We start from the raw sequence: 21,176 nt of genomic DNA, 5'->3' as shown, positions 1-21,176 counted from the left end.
TTTTTACTATATTTGACATAGATATTGTTTTGTTTGACGACATCAAGATACTGAATTTCAGTATCTTGAACAATATCTAAACCATTTTTTTTCACTAAATTCTCTCTTTTTTCTCTCAAATAATTACACCCAACGGGTTAGATTAAAATAATTAAATTGAGTTCCAGATATTGTCTTTTGGTGTTGGTGCAATAAATGTAATAATTTCTTTTGAAACAGGATGTGTTAGAACTAATTTTCTAGCATGTAGATGTATTCCTCCATCTGGATTGCTTCGGTCAAATCCATATTTTAAATCGCCTTTGATTGGACAGCCTATCGCTTGTAGTTGTGCTCTTATTTGGTGGTGTCTTCCTGTATGTAAATCGATTTCAAGTACAAAATAATTATCTAATTTTTTTATGATTTGATAGCTTAAACTTGCTTTTTTGCTTTCGGGAACTTCTTTTAGATGAGCTTTTGAAGTATTGTTTTTCGTATTTCTTTTTAAGAAATGAACCAAAGTGTCTTTTTCTTTTGGTGGACAATTTTTCACTACTGCCCAATATGTTTTTTGAGTTTCTCTATTTTTAAAAGTCTCATTTAGACGTGACAAAGCTTTTGATGTTTTAGCAAAAACCACAATTCCAGTAGTTGGTCTGTCTAAACGATGTACGACACCTAAAAAAACATCTCCTGGCTTATTGTATTTTTCTTTGATGTATTCTTTGACAACATCCGAAAGTGGTTTGTCACCTGTTTTGTCACCTTGAACAATGTCGCCTACACGTTTATTGATGACAATGATATGATTGTCTTCGTGCAGAATTTGGAGATTGTTTTTAGTTGAAATTTCTTTAGTAGACACAATTAATATTGTTCATTAGCATTAGGGAAATCTTGCGATTTTACATCCGTAACATATTGTCCAATGGCTTGTGTCATTTGCTCATATAAATTCAAGTAACGACGTAAGAATCTTGGACTAAATTCATTATTCATTCCCAACATGTCATGAATTACTAAAACTTGACCGTCAACACCGCCTCCGGCACCAATTCCAATTACAGGAATCGAAATACTTTTAGCTACTTTTTCAGCTAAAGCTGCTGGAATTTTTTCTAACACTAATGAAAAACAACCCAAACGCTCTAACATTTTTGCATCTTCGATTAATTTTTCAGCTTCAGCTTCCTCTTTAGCTCTTACAGTGTAAGTTCCGAATTTATAAATCGATTGCGGCGTTAAACCTAAATGTCCCATTACAGGAATTCCAGCGTTTAATATTTTCTTGATAGAATCCTTAATTTCACTTCCACCTTCTAATTTTACAGCATGTCCGCCACTTTCTTTCATAATTCTAATGGCAGAACGCAAGGCTTCTTTAGAATCTGATTGGTAACTTCCAAAAGGTAAATCTACAACAACTAAAGCTCTTTCGCAGGCTCTAACCACACTTGATGCATGATAAATCATTTGATCTAGTGTTATAGGAAGTGTAGTTTCATGTCCCGCCATAACATTACTTGCAGAATCACCAACTAAAATAACGTCAACTCCAGCAGAATCAACTATTTTAGCCATTGTGTAGTCATATGAAGTCAGCATGGAAATCTTCTCCCCATTTTCTTTCATATCTATTAAAGTTCTTGTAGTAATTCTTTTGTAATCTTTTTTCGCTACTGACATGATTTTTTTGGTATTTAAAACACAAAGGTACTAAATGTTATTTTCTTTTTTTGCCCAAAAAAAATATTTATCAAATATTAAATTAATGTTAAATTAATGTGTTAATTTAGTGTCGTTTTAAATGTAAAAAAATGATAACTGCATTACTTCTAGTTGCTTTAATTGGCTATATACTTGTAATTTTTGAATCTCCAATACGAATAAATAAAACAATAACTGCAATTTTAACTGGAGCACTTTGTTGGGTTGTACTAGCTGTTTTCAATGAAGGGGATCACCACGAAGTTTCGGAAAAATTAATTGCTTATTTTGGAGAAATCTCAGGATTATTGATATTTCTTTTAGGGGCAATGACAATTGTTGAATTGATTGATTTACACAAAGGTTTTACAGTAATTACGCATCGTATTCGAACAAAATCCGTGTTGAAACTTCTTTGGATTGTTGGTGTAGTTACTTTTGTTTTATCTGCATTATTGGACAATTTAGCTACTGCAATTATCATGATAACGCTTTTAAAAAAATTAATGCCTAAAGGAGAAATCCGAATGACTCTTGCTGGAATAGTAGTAATTGCTGCAAATGCAGGAGGTGCTTTTAGTCCAATAGGCGATGTTACCACAACCTTATTATGGATTGGAGGTCAGGTAAGTGCTGTCGGAATTGTTAAAATACTTTTATTGCCTTCTATTATGGTGCTGTTTATACCATTATTATTAGCGAGTTATAAAATGAAAGGTTTTGCGGTACTCAGAGCCCAAATTTCTATGGCTGATGCTATCAGAGAGGAAAAGATGAAAGGAAGTTTAAGTGTTTTTTTAGCAGGAGTCTTTGGATTGGTAATGGTTCCAGTTATAAAAACAATAACGGGATTACCTCCCTTTATTGGAGTTTTGATTTCTCTAGCTTTTGTGTCATTAGTGTCGATTAATTATCATAGGAATAAGACTCAGGAAGAAAAAGAAAAATATTCTGTTGCATCTGCGCTTTCAAAAGTAGATGTAAGTTCTATTTTGTATTTTATGGGAATTTTATTGATGGTTTTTGCATTACAAGAGGCAAATATTTTATCACAGATGGCATTATTCTTAGAGGAAAATTTACCAAGTACAAACGCAATGATTGTAGCTATAGGTGTATTGTCATCAATTGTAGATAATGGAAGTTTAGTAGCAGCAACACAAGGAATGTTCTCTTTAACAGATTATCCAATGGATCATTCATTATGGGAATTTATTGCATTATGTGCAGGAACTGGAGGAAGTATGTTGATTATTGGATCTGCAGCAGGAGTTGCTATTATGGAAAAAGAAAAAATTACTTTTATGTGGTATTTAAAGAAAATCACACCTTTAGCTGTAGCAGGTTATATAGCAGGAATTGTAACTTATTTATTGATTGGAATACTAATTCATTAAAACTATTGTTATGAAATTTTTAGTATTAGTATTTACTTTTAGTTTATCAACTTCTATTTTAGCTCAAGAATCGAATCCAAAAAAAGTAGTAGATGATTTTTTTACTGCTTTTCATGCTAAAGACACACTTACTTTAAAACAATTGTGTCATCCCGAAATTGTAATGCGAACTATAGCCAATACGAGAGAAGGGAATAAATTAAATGACGAAAAATTTGATGAGTTTTTAAATTCAATTGCGACTATTCCCGCAAATATGAAAATATTTGAAAAACTTATTGATTATAAAGTAGAAATAGATGGTAATTTAGCACACGTTTGGACTCCGTATGAATTTTATGTAAATGATAAGCTAAGTCATATTGGTGCCAACGCTTTTACCTTGTATAATGACAACGGGAAATGGCAAATTATTCATTTAATTGATACGAGAAGAAAGAAATAATTTGTCGAGATAATAAGCCATCAAAGTTCCCACTACATAACAAAGTAAATCCAACCAAAGAAAACCTTCACCCAAAATATAATGTCCTAAAGTGGTTTTTCTAATAGCTATTAACCAATCGATTTGAACCAATTGTAAGATTTCGATACCAAAGCAAAAAAGTAAACTCAATAGGAGTGAGGTTGATTTTTTCGAATCCATAATTAAAAATCGAAACCCAAAATAAATCAAAACAGCATACAAAATATCTCCAATAAACAATGGAATGCCCGATATTTTCCTTGAAAGTATTCCAAGAATTAAAATTAATAAGATTGAAATAAAATAGTTTGGTCGTTCGTTTTTCATTAACAATCTGCTAATCCAACCGCAACTGCTAATCCACCTTCTGAAGTTTCTTTGTATTTGGTATTCATGTCTTTAGCTGTTTCCCACATGGTATTGATTACTTTGTCTAATGGCACTTTTGCATTTAAAGCATCGGTTTCTAAGGCTAATTCGGCTGCATTTATGGCTTTAATTGCACCCATAGTATTTCTTTCAATACACGGAATTTGCACCAAACCACCAATCGGGTCACAAGTTAATCCCAAGTGATGTTCCATTGCAATTTCGGCTGCCATAGTAACTTGAGCTGGAGTTCCGCCCATCAATTCACATAAAGCTGCGGCTGCCATAGCGCTCGAAACACCAATTTCCGCCTGACAACCACCCATAGCTGCTGAAATAGTAGCTCCTTTTTTAAAGATAGAGCCAATTTCGCCCGCCACCATTAAAAATTGTTTGATTTCTTTTTCGCCAGCTTCATGATTTTCGATTACCAAATAATACATCAAAACGGCTGGAATAACTCCTGCACTTCCGTTTGTAGGCGCTGTAACTACTCGACCTAACGAAGCATTTACTTCATTTACAGCCAAAGCAAAACAACTTACCCATTTTAAAATCTGACGGAATTTAACTTCGGTTTGTCTAATGATTTGTAACCAAGAATATGGGTCTTCGTAAGGTAAAACACCAATTAAGTTTTTGTGCATGTCATACGCTCGTCTTCTAACATTAAGTCCACCAGGAAGAATGCCTTCCGAATGACAACCAATGTACATACATTCTAGCATCGTATCCCAAATGCGAAGCAATTCGTTGTGAATTTCTTCTTCGCTACGCATGGTTTTCTCATTTTCATATACGATTTCCGAAATTTTCTTGTTTTCTGCTTTGCAGAATGCTAAAAGTTCATCGGCTTTTTCAACTGGAAACGGAAAAGTATGTAAAATTTCTTCTTTATGACGATCTTCTTTTTCTTTTACAACAAATCCGCCACCAATAGAATAATAGGTTTCCGAGAAAGTTTCGGTATCAGTTTTGGCTGTAAAAGTTAATCCGTTGGCATGAAAAGGTAAAAAGTTTCGGTTGAAAACAATATCCGTTTCAAAACAAAACGGAATTAAAATTTCATTTCCTAAGAAAATTTCTTTCTTGTTTTTGATAGCCGAAATAATCACATCAATACTTTCAACAGGTATGTACTCTGGATCAGCGCCGCTTAAACCAAGCATTACTGCTAAATCTGTTGCATGCCCTTTTCCTGTTAATGATAAGGAACCATATAAATCTACTTTGACACCAATTATGTTATCAATTAGATTGCGATTGCGCAATTCTTTTAAAAATTGTTCGGCAGCTCTCCATGGTCCAAGAGTGTGAGAACTCGAAGGTCCTACACCAATCTTTAACATATCAAAAACAGAAATACATTCCATAAATAGTTATTTAGTATAGCAAAGATAGTTTTTAAAATTGAAATTATACAACACGTAAAACAGTTCAATTGTTATAAATCTTTTGAATTAATAACATAAAATTGGGATTTGATTTCCTTCTTTTTTAGTTCTTTTGCAAAAAAAAGTAATGCCAATAAATAAGTATTTTTTAGCTGCTCTTATTGCCTTTATTATTTGGGGATTTTTCAGCTTGGCTTTGAAGCCTTTAACGGATTATCCTTCGTTAGATATTTTATTCTTCCGAGTTTTTATTGCTACGGCTTTCTTATTGGTAATTAATTTGTTTTTTAGAAAATCAGTTGTTATTGAAGCGAAGAAAACGTTTAAAGAACTTTCAAAGAAAAAACAAAAATCAGCTGTAATTATGACGATTGTTGGAGGACTTTTGCTAGTATTAAATTGGTTTTTATTCATTTATGCGGTGAATCACGTTAGCTTACAATCGGCTTCGTTTGCTTATATTATTTGCCCCATTCTAACTACGGTTTTAGCTTTTATATTATTGAAAGAAAGAATAGATGTTTGGCAATGGATTGCTGTAGGATTGTGTGTAATTAGTTGTATAATATTGTCTTACGGAAATTTTAAAGATTTAATTTACAGTGTAATTATCGCTTTAAGTTTCGGATTTTATCTGGTTTCCCAAAGAAAGAATAGTGATTTTGATAAATTCTTGATATTGACCATTCAAATGGTGATTTCATCAGCTATTTTATTACCTTTTTATCCTAATTATGGTGGAGTTGTTCCAGCCGATTTTTTGTTTTATTCGTTAATTTTAATTATTGTAATTGTTTTCACAATTATTCCTTTATTCCTGAATTTATATGCTTTAAAAGGATTAAATTCTTCTACCGTTGGGATTTTAATGTATACCAATCCGTTGATTCATTTCTTTTTAGCGATTTTCTATTTCAAAGAATCGGTTTCGGTTGCCCAAATCATTTCTTACTCCTTGATTTTGATTTCTATCTTGGTTTTTAACCTGACGAATTTTAAAAATCTAAGACAGAATAGAGTGAAATAATCACATCAAAACGACATTTTGTCAGTTTGTTTTACCTGACAAAAGCTATTTTCTGTCAATTTTCCTTATTTTTTGTAATGGCACAATCATTGAATTAAAGTCATCGAGTTTAAAATTGAAATTTAAAATCTAACAAGTATAAAAATGAGTAAAATTATAGGAATCGACTTAGGAACAACCAACTCATGTGTGGCTGTAATGGAAGGTGGAGAACCTGTTGTAATTGCAAACGCAGAGGGAAAAAGAACAACACCATCTGTTATTGCATTTGTAGAAGGTGGAGAAATTAAAGTTGGAGATCCGGCAAAAAGACAAGCAGTAACTAACCCAACAAAAACGATTGCATCTATCAAACGTTTTATGGGGAACAAGTACACTGAAAGTGCAAAAGAAGCTTCAACTGTAGCTTACAAGGTAGTAAAAGGGGACAACGATACGCCACGTGTTGATATCGATGGACGTTTATACACACCACAAGAATTGTCTGCAATGACACTTCAAAAAATGAAAAAAACAGCTGAGGATTATTTAGGTCATTCAGTTTCTGAAGCAGTTATTACTGTTCCAGCTTACTTTAACGATGCACAACGTCAAGCTACAAAAGAAGCGGGTGAAATTGCAGGTTTAAAAGTAATGCGTATTATTAATGAGCCTACAGCAGCGGCTTTAGCTTATGGATTAGACAAACAAGGAAAAGACCAAAAAATCGCAGTTTACGATTTAGGTGGAGGTACTTTTGATATTTCTATCTTAGAATTAGGAGACGGAGTTTTCGAAGTATTATCTACAAATGGAGATACACACTTAGGAGGAGATGATTTCGACCAAGTAATTATCGATTGGTTAGCTAACGAGTTCAATGCTGCTGAAGGTGTTGATTTACGTAAAGATCCAATGGCATTACAACGTTTAAAAGAAGCAGCTGAGAAAGCTAAAATTGAATTATCAGCTTCTACTCAAACAGAAATCAACTTGCCTTACGTAACAGCTACGGCTTCTGGACCAAAACACTTAGTTCAAACATTAACAAGAGCTAAATTTGAGCAATTAGCTGAATCTTTGGTAAAACGTTCTATGGAGCCAGTTGCTAAAGCGTTAAAAGATGCAGGTTTATCAGTTTCTGATATTGACGAAGTGATCTTAGTAGGAGGTTCAACTCGTATCCCGGTTATCCAAGAGCAAGTAGAGAAATTCTTCAACAAAAAACCATCAAAAGGAGTTAATCCTGATGAAGTAGTAGCAATTGGAGCTGCTATTCAAGGTGGAGTTTTAACAGGTGAAGTAAAAGACGTATTATTGTTAGACGTTACACCACTTTCATTAGGTATTGAAACTATGGGAAGTGTAATGACAAAATTAATCGAAGCTAATACGACTATCCCAACAAGAAAATCACAAGTTTTCTCAACTGCAGCAGATAACCAACCATCGGTAGAAATCCACGTATTACAGGGAGAAAGACCAATGGCAAATGATAACAAAACAATTGGTCGTTTCCATTTAGATGGTATTCCACCAGCACCAAGAGGAGTTCCTCAAATTGAAGTAACTTTCGATATTGATGCAAATGGAATCATCAAAGTTTCTGCTACAGATAAAGGAACTGGAAAATCACATGATATTCGTATCGAAGCTTCTTCAGGATTAACTCCAGAAGAAATCGAGAAAATGAAAAAAGATGCTGAAATGAATGCAGAAGCAGACAAATTAGCTAAAGAAAGAGCAGACAAGTTAAACGAAGCTGATTCTATGATTTTCCAAACAGAAAAACAATTAGGTGAGTTTGGGGATAAATTATCAGAAGCTAATAAAGGAGCAATCGAAAGTGCTTTAAATGAATTAAAAGCAGCTTACGAAACTAAAGATGTAGCAACTATTACTCCAGCTTTAGATAAAATCAATGAAGCTTGGAAAAATGCATCAGAAGAAATGTACAAAGCACAAGCTGAAGGTGGCGCTGCACAAGCAGAACCTCAAGCAAATGCTTCAGGAGATCAAACTCAAGATGTAGATTTCGAAGAAGTGAAATAATTTACTTAAACGTAAATAAATTAAAAACCGAATCATTACAGATTCGGTTTTTTTATTTCATAAAAATCAATCGTATCTATTTTTTTGTATATTAGGAACTTAATTTAACAACCTACTATTATGAAAAAACTATTTTTACTTCTTGTTTTATTAGTGTCAACTATTGGATTTGCTCAAAAAGGCAAAGGAAAACCTACTCCAAAAAATGTTCTTTTAACTAAAGTTGATAATATTTCAGCCGAAGTAATTTCGGAAAAAAAAGGAAAGCGAGTAGTGCTATTTGTTAAAAATGAAGGAAAAGTAGATACATTAGAAGTTAAAAAATTAGATAAAGTTGATTTTAAACCAACCAATTTCACCGTGAAAAGTTTCACAACTCAAGGTAAGAAGTTTTATTATGTAAATTGGAAAGAAGAAATTAAAGTTGATACGAAGCTAAAAAAAGAAAATGGGGTAGTTACAGAAGATCAAATTTGGGATACTGAAACTAAAACTCTTTTGTTAGGAAACATGCATAAATCATCTCATATAAAAGAAACAGTTTTTTTGGATAAAAATAAAACGGCTTCTCATGACGTTGAAAAGAATAGAAGTGAAGGTTTCGAGTTTACACTGAATTCAGATGGAAGTTTTAATTTAAAGACCAAAACACAGAATAGTACTTATGTCTATAACACTGCGTCAAGTAAGTACGAAATTAAAGGAGCTCCAAAAACTTCAGGAACAAAAAAGAAAAAATAATTATAATATAAAAAAGGGATGACAATTAAGTCATCCCTTTTTGTTTTTAACTTACTAGTTTATTTAGGTTTCATTGCATTTTCAATTCTTGCTACTAAATCATTTAAATGGAATTTAGTTAATCTATCAGCAGAAACAGCTGCAGCGGCTTTTAATTGATTTTTCAATTCGTTCAATTGACCACGAGCAATTGATGGAATATCAGTGTCAGCTAAAACAATTCTTCTTCCGTTGAAGAAAGCTACATTAGTTTTATCACTAGACATTGTTTCAATTAATTTTGATACATACAATTTTTGAAGATTTCTTCTGTAGATATCAATTGGAGCGTTTGTTTTCAATTCTGAGAAGATTCCTCTTCTTAAATCACTCATTAATTCATCAACTGAGTAGTTTGCTTTACTTTGAGAAGATGTCTCTAATAAACGAACTAAACGATCTCCAGCTAATAAACTTGATAAAGTACCATCTTGAATTGATTTAATCGCTTCAACTCCATTTTCTGGTTTAATTTTAGATAATACATTTTGATCTAATAACCATTTTGGCGTTTTAAATAATTGCTCATTTAAGAAAGCAACCGCTTCGTTTTGAATTGATGATGGAACTACTTCATATTTGTTACCTTCCATGTCATAGGTTTTTGGTGTTTCGTAAATACCTCCAACATTTTTAGTAACATGTCCCATGTAACGTCTGTACTGACCTGTTAATGAGTTGTACAATCCGTTTAATTCATCATAATCTTCACCATTTTCTTTACTCCACTCAATTAAGTTTGGTAAAATTCTTTTTAAGTTTTTAATTCCATATTCAGAAGCTTTCATAGCATTATCTCCTAAGTCTTCTGTTTGATAACGTGGATCATATGGATTTGTTTCTGTACCAAACCACAAACGACGATTTTTGTATGCGTCTTTAGTCATTTCATTCAATAATGCTTTCTCAGTATCTTCGTCTTTTGCATCTTTGAAATAAGAATAACCCCATTTAATAGCCCATTTGTCATAGTCACCAATTCTTGGGAATAAATCTTTTACACCATCTTCTGGTTGTGCCACGTAATTGAAACGAGCATAATCCATGATAGAAGAAGTGTGACCGTTTTTCTTTTGGAATTCAGGATCTCTTAACATTTCAACTGGTGTAGCAAAACTCGCTCCCATATTGTGACGTAATCCTAAAGTATGTCCCACTTCGTGAGCTGAAACGAAACGAATTAATTCGCCCATTAATTTATCGTCAAATTTGATATTTCTGGCAGCAGGATCTACCGCAGCAGTTTGAATTAAATACCAATCACGTAATAAACTCATAATGTTATGGTACCATCCAATGTGACTTTCTAAGATTTCACCTGTTCTAGGATCATGCACATTTGGTCCATAGGCATTTTGAATATCAGCAGCAAAATAACGTAATACTGAAAAACGAGCATCTTCTAAACTCATTTCAGGATTGTTTTCAGGCCAGTATTCTCCACGAATAGCGTTTTTCCAACCTGCGAATTCAAACGCTTCTTGCCAATCATCAATTCCTTGCTTGATATAAGGCTTCCATTTGTCTGGTGTTGCAGGATCTAAGTAATAAACAATTGGTTTTTTAGGTTCAATTAATTCCCCTCTTTTTTGTTTTTCAGCGTCTTCCGCATTTTTAGGTTCTAATCTCCATCTTACCGCAAAAATTTCTTTGTCTGCTTTTTGAGAATCTTCTTCAAAAACATCATAATCGTTTGCGAAATATCCAACACGCTTATCAAAAGCTCTTTTACGCATAGGCTTTTGAGGTAACAAAATCATAGAAGTGTTAAACTCAAATGTCAAAACTCCAGCATCTAAAGCAGCGGGTAAATCTGTCCCAATTCTTGGTGCCGGTGTCATAGAAATTTGTCTAGGAACTGTAGTAAAAGTTTTTACAGTTCTGATTTCAGTGTTTATCGGAAAACTTTTGATGCTTTGAATAAACGAACGATCTTTTTGAAATGCTTGAACTTTTAACATTTGTTTGTTCATTGGACTTAAAGAAAAAGTCTGTAAATCAGAGTCAAAAGCAGCAGTCATGTCGATAACATAACCTACATTTTCTTTTCCTTTAGCATCTTTTTTGTATGCTAAAACATCAAAGTTTCCAATAATTGGGTCTGCACTTGAGTTTTTAACCGCTTTTGTAATTGGTTTGTCTTCATCAGGAGTAGCAATGACGTAAGTTACAGAACGAACTAAAATGTTGTGGTTCAGTCCTTTTTCAAACTTAATTACTTGTCTGTTTACTTCTTCACCTCCAAAAATTCCTCCTCCAGCAGGAGTTTTAGAATATCTGGTGATGGTCATGATTTCTTTTCCAATTAAAGAATCAGCAATCTCAAAAAGATATTTATCTCCAACTTTGTGGACATCAATTAACCCTTTTTGGGTAACCGCAGTGGAATCAATTACTCTTTTGTAAGGTTTAGGCTCTTTTTTTGCATCAGTTTTCTTAGTATCAGATGCAACCGCTTCAGTTGTGGGTTTCTTTTTGTCTTTTTTCTTCTTTTGGGCAAATGTGTCAGCCGTTAAAAAGAAAATAAAAAGACAACTCAGGATGGTTAGTTTTTTATTCATTTTGTTTAGGTTATTTTTATCAAATTTATTCTAATCTTTAAATTAACCTTTTCATATTAAGTTTTTATTAAGAATTTTAACATTTGTTATCACATTTTTTATTAAAAAGAAAGAATTAATAATTTTTATATGCATGCATAATATTTTATTTTTCTTATATTTGATTTAAATTTTAAAATTATGGAAAAACAATCGCTGACTTCGCTTTTACAAATTACACATCCTGTTATTATGGCTCCAATGTTTTTAGTTTCGAATACTAAAATGGTTGTTGAAGGAATGAAAAGTGGCGTTGCAGGTTGTATTCCAGCGTTGAATTATAGAACTTTAGAAGAATTAAAATCTGCTATTCACGAATTAAAAGCGGCTAAAGTTCCAGGTGGAAGTTTTGGGTTTAATTTAATTGTTAATAAATCTAACGTAAAATACAAAGAACAGTTACGTATTTTATGTGAAGAAAAAGTGGATTTTATTCTAACTTCGTTAGGTTCTCCTGAAGAAACTATAAATGAAGCACATAAAGCAGGAATTAAAGTTTTTTGTGATGTTACCGATTTATCTTTCGCAAAAAAAGTAGAAAGTTTAGGAGCCGATGCTTTAATCGCAGTAAACAATCAAGCAGGTGGACATAGAGGAAATATAAGTCCAGAAGAATTAATAAAATCTTTAAATGAAAATACTTTATTACCTGTTATTTCAGCCGGTGGAGTAGGGAATAAAGCTGATTTGGATAAGATGTTAAGTTATGGAGCGGTTGGAGTTTCAGTAGGAAGTCCGTTTATTGCCTCAAATGAAGCAGGCGTTTCACAAGAATACAAACAAGCTTGTGTGGATTATGGTGCAAAAGATATCGTAATGACAGAACGTATTTCGGGAACACCATGTACTGTTATAAATACACCATATGTTCAAAAAGTAGGAACTAAACAGACTTGGTTAGAAACTTTGCTAAATAAGAATAAAAGCCTTAAAAAATGGGTCAAAATGATTCGTTTTTACATTGGAATGAAGGCCACTGAAAAAGCAGCTACGCAAGTAACTTATAAAACCGTTTGGGTAGCTGGACCAAGTATTGAAGATACCAAAGCTATTTTGCCCGTTTCTGAAATTGTATCTAAATTAGTTAAGTAGTTCATTTATATTTACATTTGCAAAAATAAACCAATTGAAAAGAGTCGCTCATTATATTGTTACTGCTTTAACCATTTTCGTATTCGGTTATCTGTTGTTACATAGTAATGATACTTCGGCTATTTCTCAACCGATAAAAAAGGAATCTACAAAAGAAATTTCGCTTCATTTTAGTCAAGGAAAAATTGATTATAATCAGGAGGGAATTCAAAAAGAATCGATTTCATTAAAAACGAGTCAAAATTATTCGGGTTCAACGGAAATTGCTAGAAAACAAATTCCTTCGTTTTTATTACCAACTTCCTTCGTTCAATTAGAAATATTTAATAAAAATAGTTTTGAAGTTTTCTTTGTTAAGAAGAACCTTTTACATCCGTTTTTAAACACATCTAGAATCATTTTTCCGTTTCATTATTTTTGGTAAAATTTATTTTAAGTTTCGTTAATCCCTTGTAAATAGTATACTTGGGAAATTTTATTATATACTTAATTTAAAAATAAATTCAAAATGGATATTACCAACACAGTTATAGGAATCGTATTTTTTTCATTAATCATTATTCCTATTTTCATCATCAATAACAATATTAAAAAAAGAAAAAATCAATTATTAAATACCTTAAACGAATTATCATCAGATAAAAACACCAAGTTCTCAGATACCGATTTTTGGTCAAACAATTCAGGAATTGGAATTAAAGGAGATGAATTGTGTTTTTTTGGAAATGGAGAAGAGCATTCTATGAAAGAAGTTATCAATGTTAAAGAAGTTAAGAAATGTTCACTTTTTCAATTTGATAAACATGGAAACGTCCCAAAAAACAATCATGAAATCAACAAATTGGCATTGCATTTAACCTTAAGTAACCACAAAGAAATTCATTTAGTTTTCTTTCATGCCGATGCTAAAAATTTCATCATCGGAGAAGAGTTTAGAATTGCTAAAAAATGGTTAGATGTTATTACCAATTAAATTTAAAAGTAAAAAAGCCTCAGAAATGAGGCTTTTTTTATGTTTTTTATGAAAATTATTCAACTATTATTTCAAATGTTTTATCCCAGTTTTTACCAGTAACAAAATAGGTTTTGGTAGCTGGGTTGTAGGCAATTCCATTAAACGCATCTAATTCTTGGTGTTGTGTTACTTTGCTTCTTAAATCATGACAATTGATTACGTTCTCTACAGCTCCTGTTTTTGGATTAATTACCGCAATAGCATCTTTTTGGTAAATGTTAGCCCATATCTTTCCATTAATCCATTCCATTTCATTTACGGCTTCAATCTTTGCACCATTCGTGTAAACGTTTATATAATCTTCAACTTTTAAAGTTTCTGGATTTAAAATATAAATTTTTTCAGAGCCATCACTCATGTATAATTTCTCACCATCATTAGTAATCCCCCAGCCTTCGGTGTCAAATGAAAATGTTTTTTCTAATTTAAATGTTTTGGCATCATAAACAAAACCCGTTTTTTCTTTCCAAGTCAATTGATAGATTTTGTCTTTTAAAACCGTAATTCCTTCACCAAAATATTTGTCTTCTAGCTTAATTTGTTCGGTTACTTTTCCTGTTTTATAATCGGTTTTTCTTAAAGTTGATTCTTTATATTGACCAGTTCCTTCTAATAATACGCCATTATAAAATTCAAATCCTTGTGTATAAGCATTAATATCATGCGGATACGTATTGACAATTTTATAATTCAAAATCTTTGGTTCTGTACTAGCATAAATGGAGAATCCAGAAGTAATATCGATATTTTGCCCTTCGAAATAAACTAAAGCTTTAATAGTTTGGTTTCCTAGTTTCTGATTGTTCAAGGCGAAAGGTAATTTCTCGTTCCCTTTTACCGAACCAATTTTAACTTCGTTAATGTAGTAAACAACAGAATCTATTGTTTTGTTTTCTTTGTTTTGAAGAACCAAATCAATGCTTTCTTCAAGCTTAAGAATTGGTTTTATAGTAGGATTTTCAATCGAAAATAAATTTTTTAATGCATTTTCATCATCTTTACATGACGTAGAAATTACACCTAAAACAATGAAAGCGAATAGCTTAACTTTTAACATGGTTGAAATATTTATTACCGTAAATATACAATGATTTTTTATACTCACAATTGCCTTGCAAAAATATAAAAAGGTTGTATATTTGCACCGGCAAGTCCTACACGACCAGCTCCTGCAGACTCCTCCAGGGTGGGAACACAGCAAAGGTATGTGGTTGTAGCGGTGCGATGTAGGTCGCTTGCCATTTTTTATTTCTTTTGAATTGTTGTCCCGATTGTTCGGGATTTTTTATTTTTACACCAATTCTAATTCCTATGCAAATCATTTGGCAAATTGTACGCTTACAACTAAAAGAAACGTTTTCAATTAGTTATGGAAGTTACTCATTCAGAGAAGCCTTAATTATTTCGCTTTCCAAAAACGGAAAAACAGGCTATGGCGAATGTACAGCAATTGATTACTACGGAATTAACTTATCCGATTTCACTAAGAAATTAGCCGAAATTCAAGCACAAATTGAAAAACAATACATAAATCATCCTTCCGAATTTTATGCTTTTTTAGAAAGTTTACAATTGCATTCTTTTCTACGTTCAGCTTTAGATTGTGCATATTGGGATTTATTCGGGAAATTAGAAAATAAAAGTTTCTTAGAATTGAATTCAATTGAAATAAAACAACTACCCGAATCTTCCATCACAATAAGCGTCGCTCCAATTGAAGAACAATTACAAAAAATAGCAAAATCCGATTGGAATAAATTCAAAGTAAAATGGAATCATTACGATGAAAAAGCATTGAATTTATTATTGAATTGCGAAAAAGAAATAGCTTTAGATGCTAACGGAAGTTTCTCTATTTCCGAATGTCAGCAATTGGAAGAAAATCCTGCAGTAGCAAAGTTTACCTATATTGAACAACCTATGAAAATCGGAAATTCAAATTATTCACACTTAAACGCTTCCAAATTTGCGAATTGGATGGCCGATGAAGATTGTCAAGAACAAACAAAATTTTCCGATTTAAAATCGCATTATAAAACAATCAACATCAAATTGGTCAAAACTGGCGGATTAACTCCCGCTTTACAGTTAATAAAAGAAGCACGAGCAAACGATTTCAAAATCATGATAGGTTGCATGACCGAATCTACCGTAGGAATTTCTGCTGGAGCAGTTTTGGTTCCATTAGTGGATTATGTAGATTTAGATGGCGCGAATTTAATTGCCAACGACATCGCTTTTGGAAGCACCATCGAAAAAGGAAAAGTGTTGCTTTCGGAGAAAGTTGGGTTAGGAATTTCCTTGAAATAATTTAAAGCCGTATTTTCGCAGTATAATTCACACTAAAATGAGTAAAGTAGTATTAATTACAGGTGGTTCATCAGGAATTGGAAAATCAATTGGCGAGTTTTTGCATCAAAAAGGTTTTGTAGTGTATGGCACAAGCCGAAATCCTGAAAAAATCACGAATTCGATATTTCCATTAGTAGCTTTGGATGTTCGCGATAAGCAAAGTATTATCAATTGTGTAACCGAAGTCATTCAAAAATCAGGACGATTGGATATCGTAATTAATAATGCTGGTGTTGGAATAACCGGTCCAATCGAAGAAATCCCAACCGAAGAAATAAGAAATAATTTCGAGACGAATTTATTTGGACCAATCGAAGTGATGAAAGCGGTTTTACCTCAAATGCGAGAACAAAAATCGGGTTTGATTATTAATATTACGTCGATTGCGGGTTATATGGGATTGCCTTATCGTGGAATTTACTCGGCTTCAAAAGGCGCTTTAGAATTAATTACCGAAGCGTTGCGAATGGAAGTGAAATCGTTCGGAATCCAAATTACCAATGTAGCTCCAGGCGATTTTGCTACTAATATCGCTGCAGGACGTTATCATGCACCGGTTGTGAAAGGTTCAGCTTACGAAGTTCCTTACGGAAACACCTTAAAAGAAATGGATTCGCACGTAGATAGCGGTAGCAATCCAAACGAAATGGCAGAAGCAATTTTCGCTATCATACAAACCGATAAACCAAAAGTACATTATAAAGTTGGCGCTTTTTTACAAAAATTCTCTATTGTTTTAAAACGCATTTTGCCTGATACGTTATATGAGAAAATGTTGATGAATCATTATAAGTTGTAGATTGTGGTGATGGGTGATGGGTGATGGGTGATGGGTGATGGGTGTTTTTTGAAAATAGAAGACACAGATTTTTTATAAATTCATTTGCGAACTTTGCGAAAAACTTTGTGATCTTTGCGTTTGAACTTTTTTCAACTTGTCCTTGCCCTTGAATTTGGAAATTTTTATTCGTACTTTTGCAAACAATTAATCCTGAGCTTGTCGAAGGACAAAACAACACACAATACTTTAAAATTTAAAAAAGATGAAATTTTTTATTGACACAGCTAATTTAGAGCAAATTAAAGAAGCACAAGAATTAGGAATTTTAGATGGCGTTACTACAAACCCATCATTAATGGCTAAAGAAGGCATTACAGGAAAAAACAATATCCTAAAACATTACGTAGACATTTGTAACATTGTTGATGGTGATGTAAGTGCAGAAGTAAATGCAATGGATTTAGAAGGTATGATTAGAGAAGGTGAGGAGTTAGCTGACTTACACGAACAAATCGTAGTGAAATTACCTATGACTAAAGAAGGCGTTAAAGCTTGTAAATATTTTTCAGATAAAGGAATTAAAACGAATGTTACTTTAGTATTCTCAGCAGGTCAAGCTTTATTAGCGGCTAAAGCAGGTGCTACTTATGTTTCTCCTTTCTTAGGAAGATTAGATGACGTTTCTACAGACGGATTAAATTTAATCCAAGAAATTAGAGATATCTACGATAATTATGGTTTTGAAACTCAAATTTTAGCTGCTTCTGTTCGTCATACGATGCACGTAGTAAATTGTGCTAAAATTGGTGCAGACGTTATGACAGGACCTTTATCTTCAATTACTGGATTGTTAAAACACCCATTAACAGATATCGGAATTGCTCAGTTTATTGCAGATTACGAAAAAGGAAATAAGTAATTTATTAAGTTATAAAAACAAAAAGCGTTCTAAATTTAGAACGCTTTTTTAATTAGTAATGGTTATCCAAAAACAGTACTAATTTTTATTTTAAGTTTTGTTCAAAATTCACGTCAAACAAATTAGCAAAACCATTTTTAATAGTTCCATCCGCATTTAGGATAATAATTCTGTGAATTTTTGTAATTACCCATTGTTTTCTGATGGTTTCAAAATCAACAGCGTGTAATTCTTTAATACCTTCAAAATTGTATTTCTTTAAAGCGTTTTTCCAGTTCGCATCGTTATCATTTACATTTATAGCTATAAATTCGTATTCTGGATACTTAGCTTGTAATTCGGTTACCTTTCTATGAGAAGCAGCAAAATGAGATTCCGCATGACTCGTCCAGAAGAATAAAACGGTTGGTTTATTGATAATTGAATTAACATCCAAAGGTTTATAGGAAGTATCAACCAATTCAATTTTAGGCAAACGATTACCCACTTTTAAGTTCTGAACGGAATTGTATATTTCGGTAATTTCCTTTTTATTGTCTTTATCGGTAGTTAATTGTAAATAACGTTCAATAAATTTCTGATTGTTGTACATGTTTTGATCTTCCAACAAGTACATCATGGCAACATTATTCAAAACTACATTTTTAACCTTCTGATTTTTGATTAAAGTATCTGTGATATTTAATTTTTCAATATTATTTTCCAATGAATTCTCATTCAAATCTAAGTGATCTTTTTGTAGCGCAACGTTATTTAACATTACACTCACGTATTTGATAAATGGAGAATAATTGGTTAATAACGCATTTTCAAAATCAACTTCTTTACGGTGTGCGTAATAATTAGATGGTAATTTTGCTCTAATATTTTCACCAGTCCTAAATTGGTGTACATAAGGATAAATTTCTTTTTTTGTGATGTGATGAAAGTCTAAACAAGCTTTTGCTACCACATCAAAATTCTCATCCCAACCAATTTCAGCCTTACGTTTTAAATAAAACGATTTACGAATAGCAAAACTGGAATCAATGTTTTTGATGAAACTTTTAACATCTTTATCAAATGTATCATACATTTTATCTCTGTCAGCTTCATTTTTAAGATACAATTCCATCAAGAAATTGTTCTTTTGATCGCCACGACCACAAAAAACAACGGAGTTATCAAAATCAAATGTATTTAGTCTGACCATCAAACTATCATTTTTGTCAAAATATACATATTGATATTCAGGATTGTGTTTAAAAGTATATAATCCAGGAGCTAACGAATCAAATTTGTGCATGAAACGATTATTTTTATCTAAATAAATCGTATCAATAACCTCATTGTCTTTTAAGAAAAGTACATATTTATCTTGAGGATTTATGATTTCTCCACCAAAATAGGCAACGTAATCATCTTCCTTAAATACTCTTTTACAAGAAGTTAAAGTAGAAAAAAGGACGATAGAAAGGGGTAAAAAGTATTTTATGTAATTTTTAATCATTTACTTGATTATTAATTCTGAAACAAATGTATCAGATATATTCAAATCTTGTTGTTAAGGTACAGTTAAAATAAACCTATATTAATTCTAAATTAAAGTGTTTAAAAATCTACTAAATTTAGTACTTTTGCAACAATTTTAATAAAAATATCAAAATGTTAACAGTTTCAAACTTATCGGTTCAATTTGGAAAACGAGTTTTATTCGATGAAGTAAATACTACTTTCACGCAAGGAAATTGCTACGGAATCATTGGAGCGAATGGTGCCGGAAAATCGACTTTCATGAAAATTATCGCTGGAGAAATGGAGCCTACATCGGGTAGAGTAATCCTAGAACCAGGAAAACGTATGTCGGTTTTAAACCAAAATCATAACTTATTTGACGAATATACAGTTTTAGATACCGTAATGATGGGAAACAAAGTATTACATGCTGTGAAAACAGAAATGGATGCTTTATACGCTGATTATACAGATGAGAATGCCAACAGAATCGGAGAATTACAATTGCAATTTGACGAAATGAACGGTTGGAATGCTGAAAGTGACGCAGCAACAATGTTATCAAATTTAGGAATTGGTCCAGAGTATCATTACACATTAATGGCTGATTTGGATGGAAAACTTAAAGTTCGTGTGTTATTAGCACAAGCTTTATTCGGAAATCCAGATGTGTTGATTATGGATGAGCCTACCAATGACTTGGATTTTGAAACTATCGGATGGTTGGAAAATTTCTTAGCCAATTATGAAAATACGGTTTTAGTAGTATCGCATGACCGTCACTTTTTAGATGCGGTTTGTACGCACATTTCAGATATTGATTTCGGAAAAATTACACACTATTCAGGAAATTATACGTTTTGGTACGAGTCATCTCAATTAGCGGCACGTCAGAAAGCACAACAAAATAAGAAAGCTGAAGAGAAAAAAGCCGAATTAGAAGAGTTTATCCGTCGTTTTAGTGCCAACGTAGCTAAATCGAAACAAGCAACTTCTCGTAAAAAAATGATTGAAAAATTAAATTTAGACGAGATTAAGCCTTCAAGCAGAAGATATCCAGCAATCATTTTCGAAACCGAAAGGGAAGCAGGAGATCAAATTTTAAATGTACAAGATTTAGCAGCTTCAGTTGATGGAGAAACTTTGTTTAAAAATGTAGATTTAAACATGGCTAAAGGCGATAAAATTGTAGTTTTCTCAAAAGATTCAAGAGCAACAACAGCTTTTTATGAAATCTTAAACAATAAAATGACTCCTGATGCTGGAACTTTTGATTGGGGAATTACTACGACACAATCGTATTTACCAGTAGATAATCATGAGTTTTTTGATGGAGTAGATTTAAATTTAGTAGATTGGTTACGTCAATGGGCAAAAACAGAAGAAGAACGCGATGAAGTTTATGTTCGTGGATTCTTAGGAAAAATGATTTTCTCAGGAGAAGAAGCCTTAAAAAAATGTAACGTTTTATCTGGAGGAGAAAAAGTACGTTGTATGTTATCTCGTATGATGATGATTAGAGCTAATGTATTAATGTTAGACGAACCTACAAATCACTTAGACTTAGAATCGATTACCGCTTTTAATAATTCATTAAATAATTTCAAAGGTTCGGTTTTGTTTACAACGCATGACCACGAGTTTGCGCAAACAGTTGCAAACAGAATCTTAGAATTAACACCAAATGGAGCTATCGACAGATACATGACATTTGACGAATATTTAGAAGATGAAAAAATCAAAGAATTAAGAAAGAAAATGTATTCTTAA

The 21,176-nt window shown here is 32.3% G+C and carries 19 protein-coding genes and 1 other RNA gene; 13 read left to right on the top strand and 7 right to left on the bottom strand.

What is annotated here, in order from left to right; genetic code table 11:
- Positions 1-151: 151 nt before the first annotated feature.
- Both ACE3PD_RS04565 and panB read right to left on the bottom strand, forming a co-directional pair.
- The gene (locus ACE3PD_RS04565; RefSeq protein WP_374399956.1) at positions 152-847 is read right to left on the bottom strand and encodes an RluA family pseudouridine synthase; all 696 of its coding nucleotides are present in this window, start codon (positions 845-847) and stop codon (positions 152-154) included.
- 2 nt (positions 848-849) lie between these two features.
- Positions 850-1,668, bottom strand: a complete 819-nt coding sequence (gene panB / locus ACE3PD_RS04560; protein WP_374399954.1) for a 3-methyl-2-oxobutanoate hydroxymethyltransferase — start codon at positions 1,666-1,668, stop codon at positions 850-852.
- Positions 1,669-1,799: 131 nt separating this feature from the next.
- On the opposite strand from panB, the gene nhaD reads away from it, so the two are divergent.
- Positions 1,800-3,086, top strand: a complete 1,287-nt coding sequence (gene nhaD, locus ACE3PD_RS04555) for a sodium:proton antiporter NhaD (RefSeq protein WP_374399952.1) — start codon at positions 1,800-1,802, stop codon at positions 3,084-3,086.
- A gap of 10 nt (positions 3,087-3,096) precedes the next feature.
- Positions 3,097-3,531, top strand: a complete 435-nt coding sequence (locus ACE3PD_RS04550; protein ID WP_374399950.1) for a nuclear transport factor 2 family protein — start codon at positions 3,097-3,099, stop codon at positions 3,529-3,531.
- Here ACE3PD_RS04550 and ACE3PD_RS04545 read toward each other — a convergent pair.
- Together ACE3PD_RS04545 and ACE3PD_RS04540 are read right to left on the bottom strand one after the other, a co-directional pair.
- Positions 3,505-3,879 (bottom strand): DUF2809 domain-containing protein, encoded by a 375-nt coding sequence (locus ACE3PD_RS04545; protein ID WP_374399948.1) that lies wholly within the window; start codon positions 3,877-3,879, stop codon positions 3,505-3,507. The two genes, ACE3PD_RS04550 and ACE3PD_RS04545, sit on opposite strands and share 27 nt — an antisense overlap.
- Positions 3,879-5,294: an L-serine ammonia-lyase gene (locus tag ACE3PD_RS04540; protein WP_374399946.1), complete on the bottom strand. Its 1,416-nt coding sequence runs from the start codon at positions 5,292-5,294 to the stop codon at positions 3,879-3,881. The genes ACE3PD_RS04545 and ACE3PD_RS04540 overlap by 1 nt, the downstream gene beginning before the upstream one ends.
- Before the next feature lie 148 nt (positions 5,295-5,442).
- Between ACE3PD_RS04540 and ACE3PD_RS04535 the strand changes: the two genes are divergently transcribed.
- The 3 genes from ACE3PD_RS04535 to ACE3PD_RS04525 all read left to right on the top strand — a co-directional run bounded on the left by ACE3PD_RS04535 (position 5,443) and on the right by ACE3PD_RS04525 (position 9,114).
- Complete coding sequence (locus tag ACE3PD_RS04535; protein WP_374399944.1) at positions 5,443-6,342, top strand: EamA family transporter; 900 nt, start codon at positions 5,443-5,445, stop codon at positions 6,340-6,342.
- 144 nt (positions 6,343-6,486) lie between these two features.
- On the top strand, positions 6,487-8,373 hold the full coding sequence (dnaK, locus tag ACE3PD_RS04530; protein ID WP_374399942.1) for a molecular chaperone DnaK: 1,887 nt from the start codon (positions 6,487-6,489) through the stop codon (positions 8,371-8,373).
- Positions 8,374-8,493: 120 nt separating this feature from the next.
- Positions 8,494-9,114, top strand: coding sequence for a hypothetical protein (locus ACE3PD_RS04525; RefSeq protein WP_374399940.1), 621 nt, complete (start codon positions 8,494-8,496; stop codon positions 9,112-9,114).
- A gap of 59 nt (positions 9,115-9,173) precedes the next feature.
- Here ACE3PD_RS04525 and ACE3PD_RS04520 read toward each other — a convergent pair whose 3' ends face one another.
- Complete coding sequence (locus ACE3PD_RS04520) at positions 9,174-11,714, bottom strand: zinc-dependent metalloprotease (RefSeq protein ID WP_374399938.1); 2,541 nt, start codon at positions 11,712-11,714, stop codon at positions 9,174-9,176.
- A 180-nt stretch (positions 11,715-11,894) separates the two neighbouring features.
- Here ACE3PD_RS04520 and ACE3PD_RS04515 point away from each other — a divergent pair, with 180 nt between their 5' ends.
- From ACE3PD_RS04515 to ACE3PD_RS04505, 3 genes are all read left to right on the top strand, one after another.
- The gene (locus ACE3PD_RS04515; protein WP_374399936.1) at positions 11,895-12,845 is read left to right on the top strand and encodes an NAD(P)H-dependent flavin oxidoreductase; all 951 of its coding nucleotides are present in this window, start codon (positions 11,895-11,897) and stop codon (positions 12,843-12,845) included.
- A gap of 34 nt (positions 12,846-12,879) precedes the next feature.
- Positions 12,880-13,269 (top strand): hypothetical protein, encoded by a 390-nt coding sequence (locus ACE3PD_RS04510; protein ID WP_374399934.1) that lies wholly within the window; start codon positions 12,880-12,882, stop codon positions 13,267-13,269.
- Between the two features lie 84 nt (positions 13,270-13,353).
- A complete protein-coding gene (locus ACE3PD_RS04505) occupies positions 13,354-13,818 on the top strand; it encodes a hypothetical protein (RefSeq protein ID WP_374399932.1) in 465 nt (154 codons plus the stop codon).
- A gap of 55 nt (positions 13,819-13,873) precedes the next feature.
- Here the strand turns inward: ACE3PD_RS04505 and ACE3PD_RS04500 are convergent, their stop codons facing one another.
- On the bottom strand, positions 13,874-14,917 hold the full coding sequence (locus ACE3PD_RS04500; RefSeq protein WP_374399930.1) for a glutaminyl-peptide cyclotransferase: 1,044 nt from the start codon (positions 14,915-14,917) through the stop codon (positions 13,874-13,876).
- Between the two features lie 88 nt (positions 14,918-15,005).
- Here ACE3PD_RS04500 and ffs point away from each other — a divergent pair.
- The 4 genes from ffs (at position 15,006) to fsa (ending at position 17,912) form a co-directional block, all read left to right on the top strand.
- An RNA gene (gene ffs / locus ACE3PD_RS04495) (signal recognition particle sRNA small type) lies at positions 15,006-15,104 on the top strand.
- A 67-nt stretch (positions 15,105-15,171) separates the two neighbouring features.
- On the top strand, positions 15,172-16,170 hold the full coding sequence (locus ACE3PD_RS04490; RefSeq protein WP_374399928.1) for an enolase C-terminal domain-like protein: 999 nt from the start codon (positions 15,172-15,174) through the stop codon (positions 16,168-16,170).
- Between the two features lie 37 nt (positions 16,171-16,207).
- Positions 16,208-17,011: an SDR family oxidoreductase gene (locus ACE3PD_RS04485; RefSeq protein ID WP_374399927.1), complete on the top strand. Its 804-nt coding sequence runs from the start codon at positions 16,208-16,210 to the stop codon at positions 17,009-17,011.
- 244 nt (positions 17,012-17,255) lie between these two features.
- Positions 17,256-17,912, top strand: a complete 657-nt coding sequence (gene fsa / locus ACE3PD_RS04480; RefSeq protein ID WP_250581980.1) for a fructose-6-phosphate aldolase — start codon at positions 17,256-17,258, stop codon at positions 17,910-17,912.
- Positions 17,913-17,997: 85 nt separating this feature from the next.
- On the opposite strand, the gene ACE3PD_RS04475 is transcribed toward fsa, so the two are convergent.
- Positions 17,998-19,401 (bottom strand): TlpA family protein disulfide reductase, encoded by a 1,404-nt coding sequence (locus ACE3PD_RS04475; RefSeq protein WP_374399926.1) that lies wholly within the window; start codon positions 19,399-19,401, stop codon positions 17,998-18,000.
- A gap of 155 nt (positions 19,402-19,556) precedes the next feature.
- Here ACE3PD_RS04475 and ACE3PD_RS04470 point away from each other — a divergent pair, with 155 nt between their 5' ends.
- Positions 19,557-21,176: an ABC-F family ATP-binding cassette domain-containing protein gene (locus ACE3PD_RS04470; protein ID WP_374399924.1), complete on the top strand. Its 1,620-nt coding sequence runs from the start codon at positions 19,557-19,559 to the stop codon at positions 21,174-21,176.

The sequence above is a fragment of the Flavobacterium sp. genome (assembly GCF_041911335.1).
GTDB lineage: Bacteria > Bacteroidota > Bacteroidia > Flavobacteriales > Flavobacteriaceae > Flavobacterium.
The sequence above is the reverse complement of the archived record's forward strand: the minus strand, read 5'-3'. Positions and strand labels throughout refer to the sequence as shown.

Coding starts and splice junctions, on each gene's coding strand:
- panB (WP_374399954.1), bottom strand. CDS start 1,668: ATGTCAGTAGCGAAAAAAGATTACAAAAGAATTACTACAAGAACTTTA.
- nhaD (WP_374399952.1), top strand. CDS start 1,800: ATGATAACTGCATTACTTCTAGTTGCTTTAATTGGCTATATACTTGTA.
- ACE3PD_RS04550 (WP_374399950.1), top strand. CDS start 3,097: ATGAAATTTTTAGTATTAGTATTTACTTTTAGTTTATCAACTTCTATT.
- ACE3PD_RS04545 (WP_374399948.1), bottom strand. CDS start 3,879: ATGAAAAACGAACGACCAAACTATTTTATTTCAATCTTATTAATTTTA.
- ACE3PD_RS04540 (WP_374399946.1), bottom strand. CDS start 5,294: ATGGAATGTATTTCTGTTTTTGATATGTTAAAGATTGGTGTAGGACCT.
- ACE3PD_RS04535 (WP_374399944.1), top strand. CDS start 5,443: ATGCCAATAAATAAGTATTTTTTAGCTGCTCTTATTGCCTTTATTATT.
- dnaK (WP_374399942.1), top strand. CDS start 6,487: ATGAGTAAAATTATAGGAATCGACTTAGGAACAACCAACTCATGTGTG.
- ACE3PD_RS04525 (WP_374399940.1), top strand. CDS start 8,494: ATGAAAAAACTATTTTTACTTCTTGTTTTATTAGTGTCAACTATTGGA.
- ACE3PD_RS04520 (WP_374399938.1), bottom strand. CDS start 11,714: ATGAATAAAAAACTAACCATCCTGAGTTGTCTTTTTATTTTCTTTTTA.
- ACE3PD_RS04515 (WP_374399936.1), top strand. CDS start 11,895: ATGGAAAAACAATCGCTGACTTCGCTTTTACAAATTACACATCCTGTT.
- ACE3PD_RS04505 (WP_374399932.1), top strand. CDS start 13,354: ATGGATATTACCAACACAGTTATAGGAATCGTATTTTTTTCATTAATC.
- ACE3PD_RS04500 (WP_374399930.1), bottom strand. CDS start 14,917: ATGTTAAAAGTTAAGCTATTCGCTTTCATTGTTTTAGGTGTAATTTCT.
- ACE3PD_RS04490 (WP_374399928.1), top strand. CDS start 15,172: ATGCAAATCATTTGGCAAATTGTACGCTTACAACTAAAAGAAACGTTT.
- ACE3PD_RS04485 (WP_374399927.1), top strand. CDS start 16,208: ATGAGTAAAGTAGTATTAATTACAGGTGGTTCATCAGGAATTGGAAAA.
- fsa (WP_250581980.1), top strand. CDS start 17,256: ATGAAATTTTTTATTGACACAGCTAATTTAGAGCAAATTAAAGAAGCA.
- ACE3PD_RS04475 (WP_374399926.1), bottom strand. CDS start 19,401: ATGATTAAAAATTACATAAAATACTTTTTACCCCTTTCTATCGTCCTT.
- ACE3PD_RS04470 (WP_374399924.1), top strand. CDS start 19,557: ATGTTAACAGTTTCAAACTTATCGGTTCAATTTGGAAAACGAGTTTTA.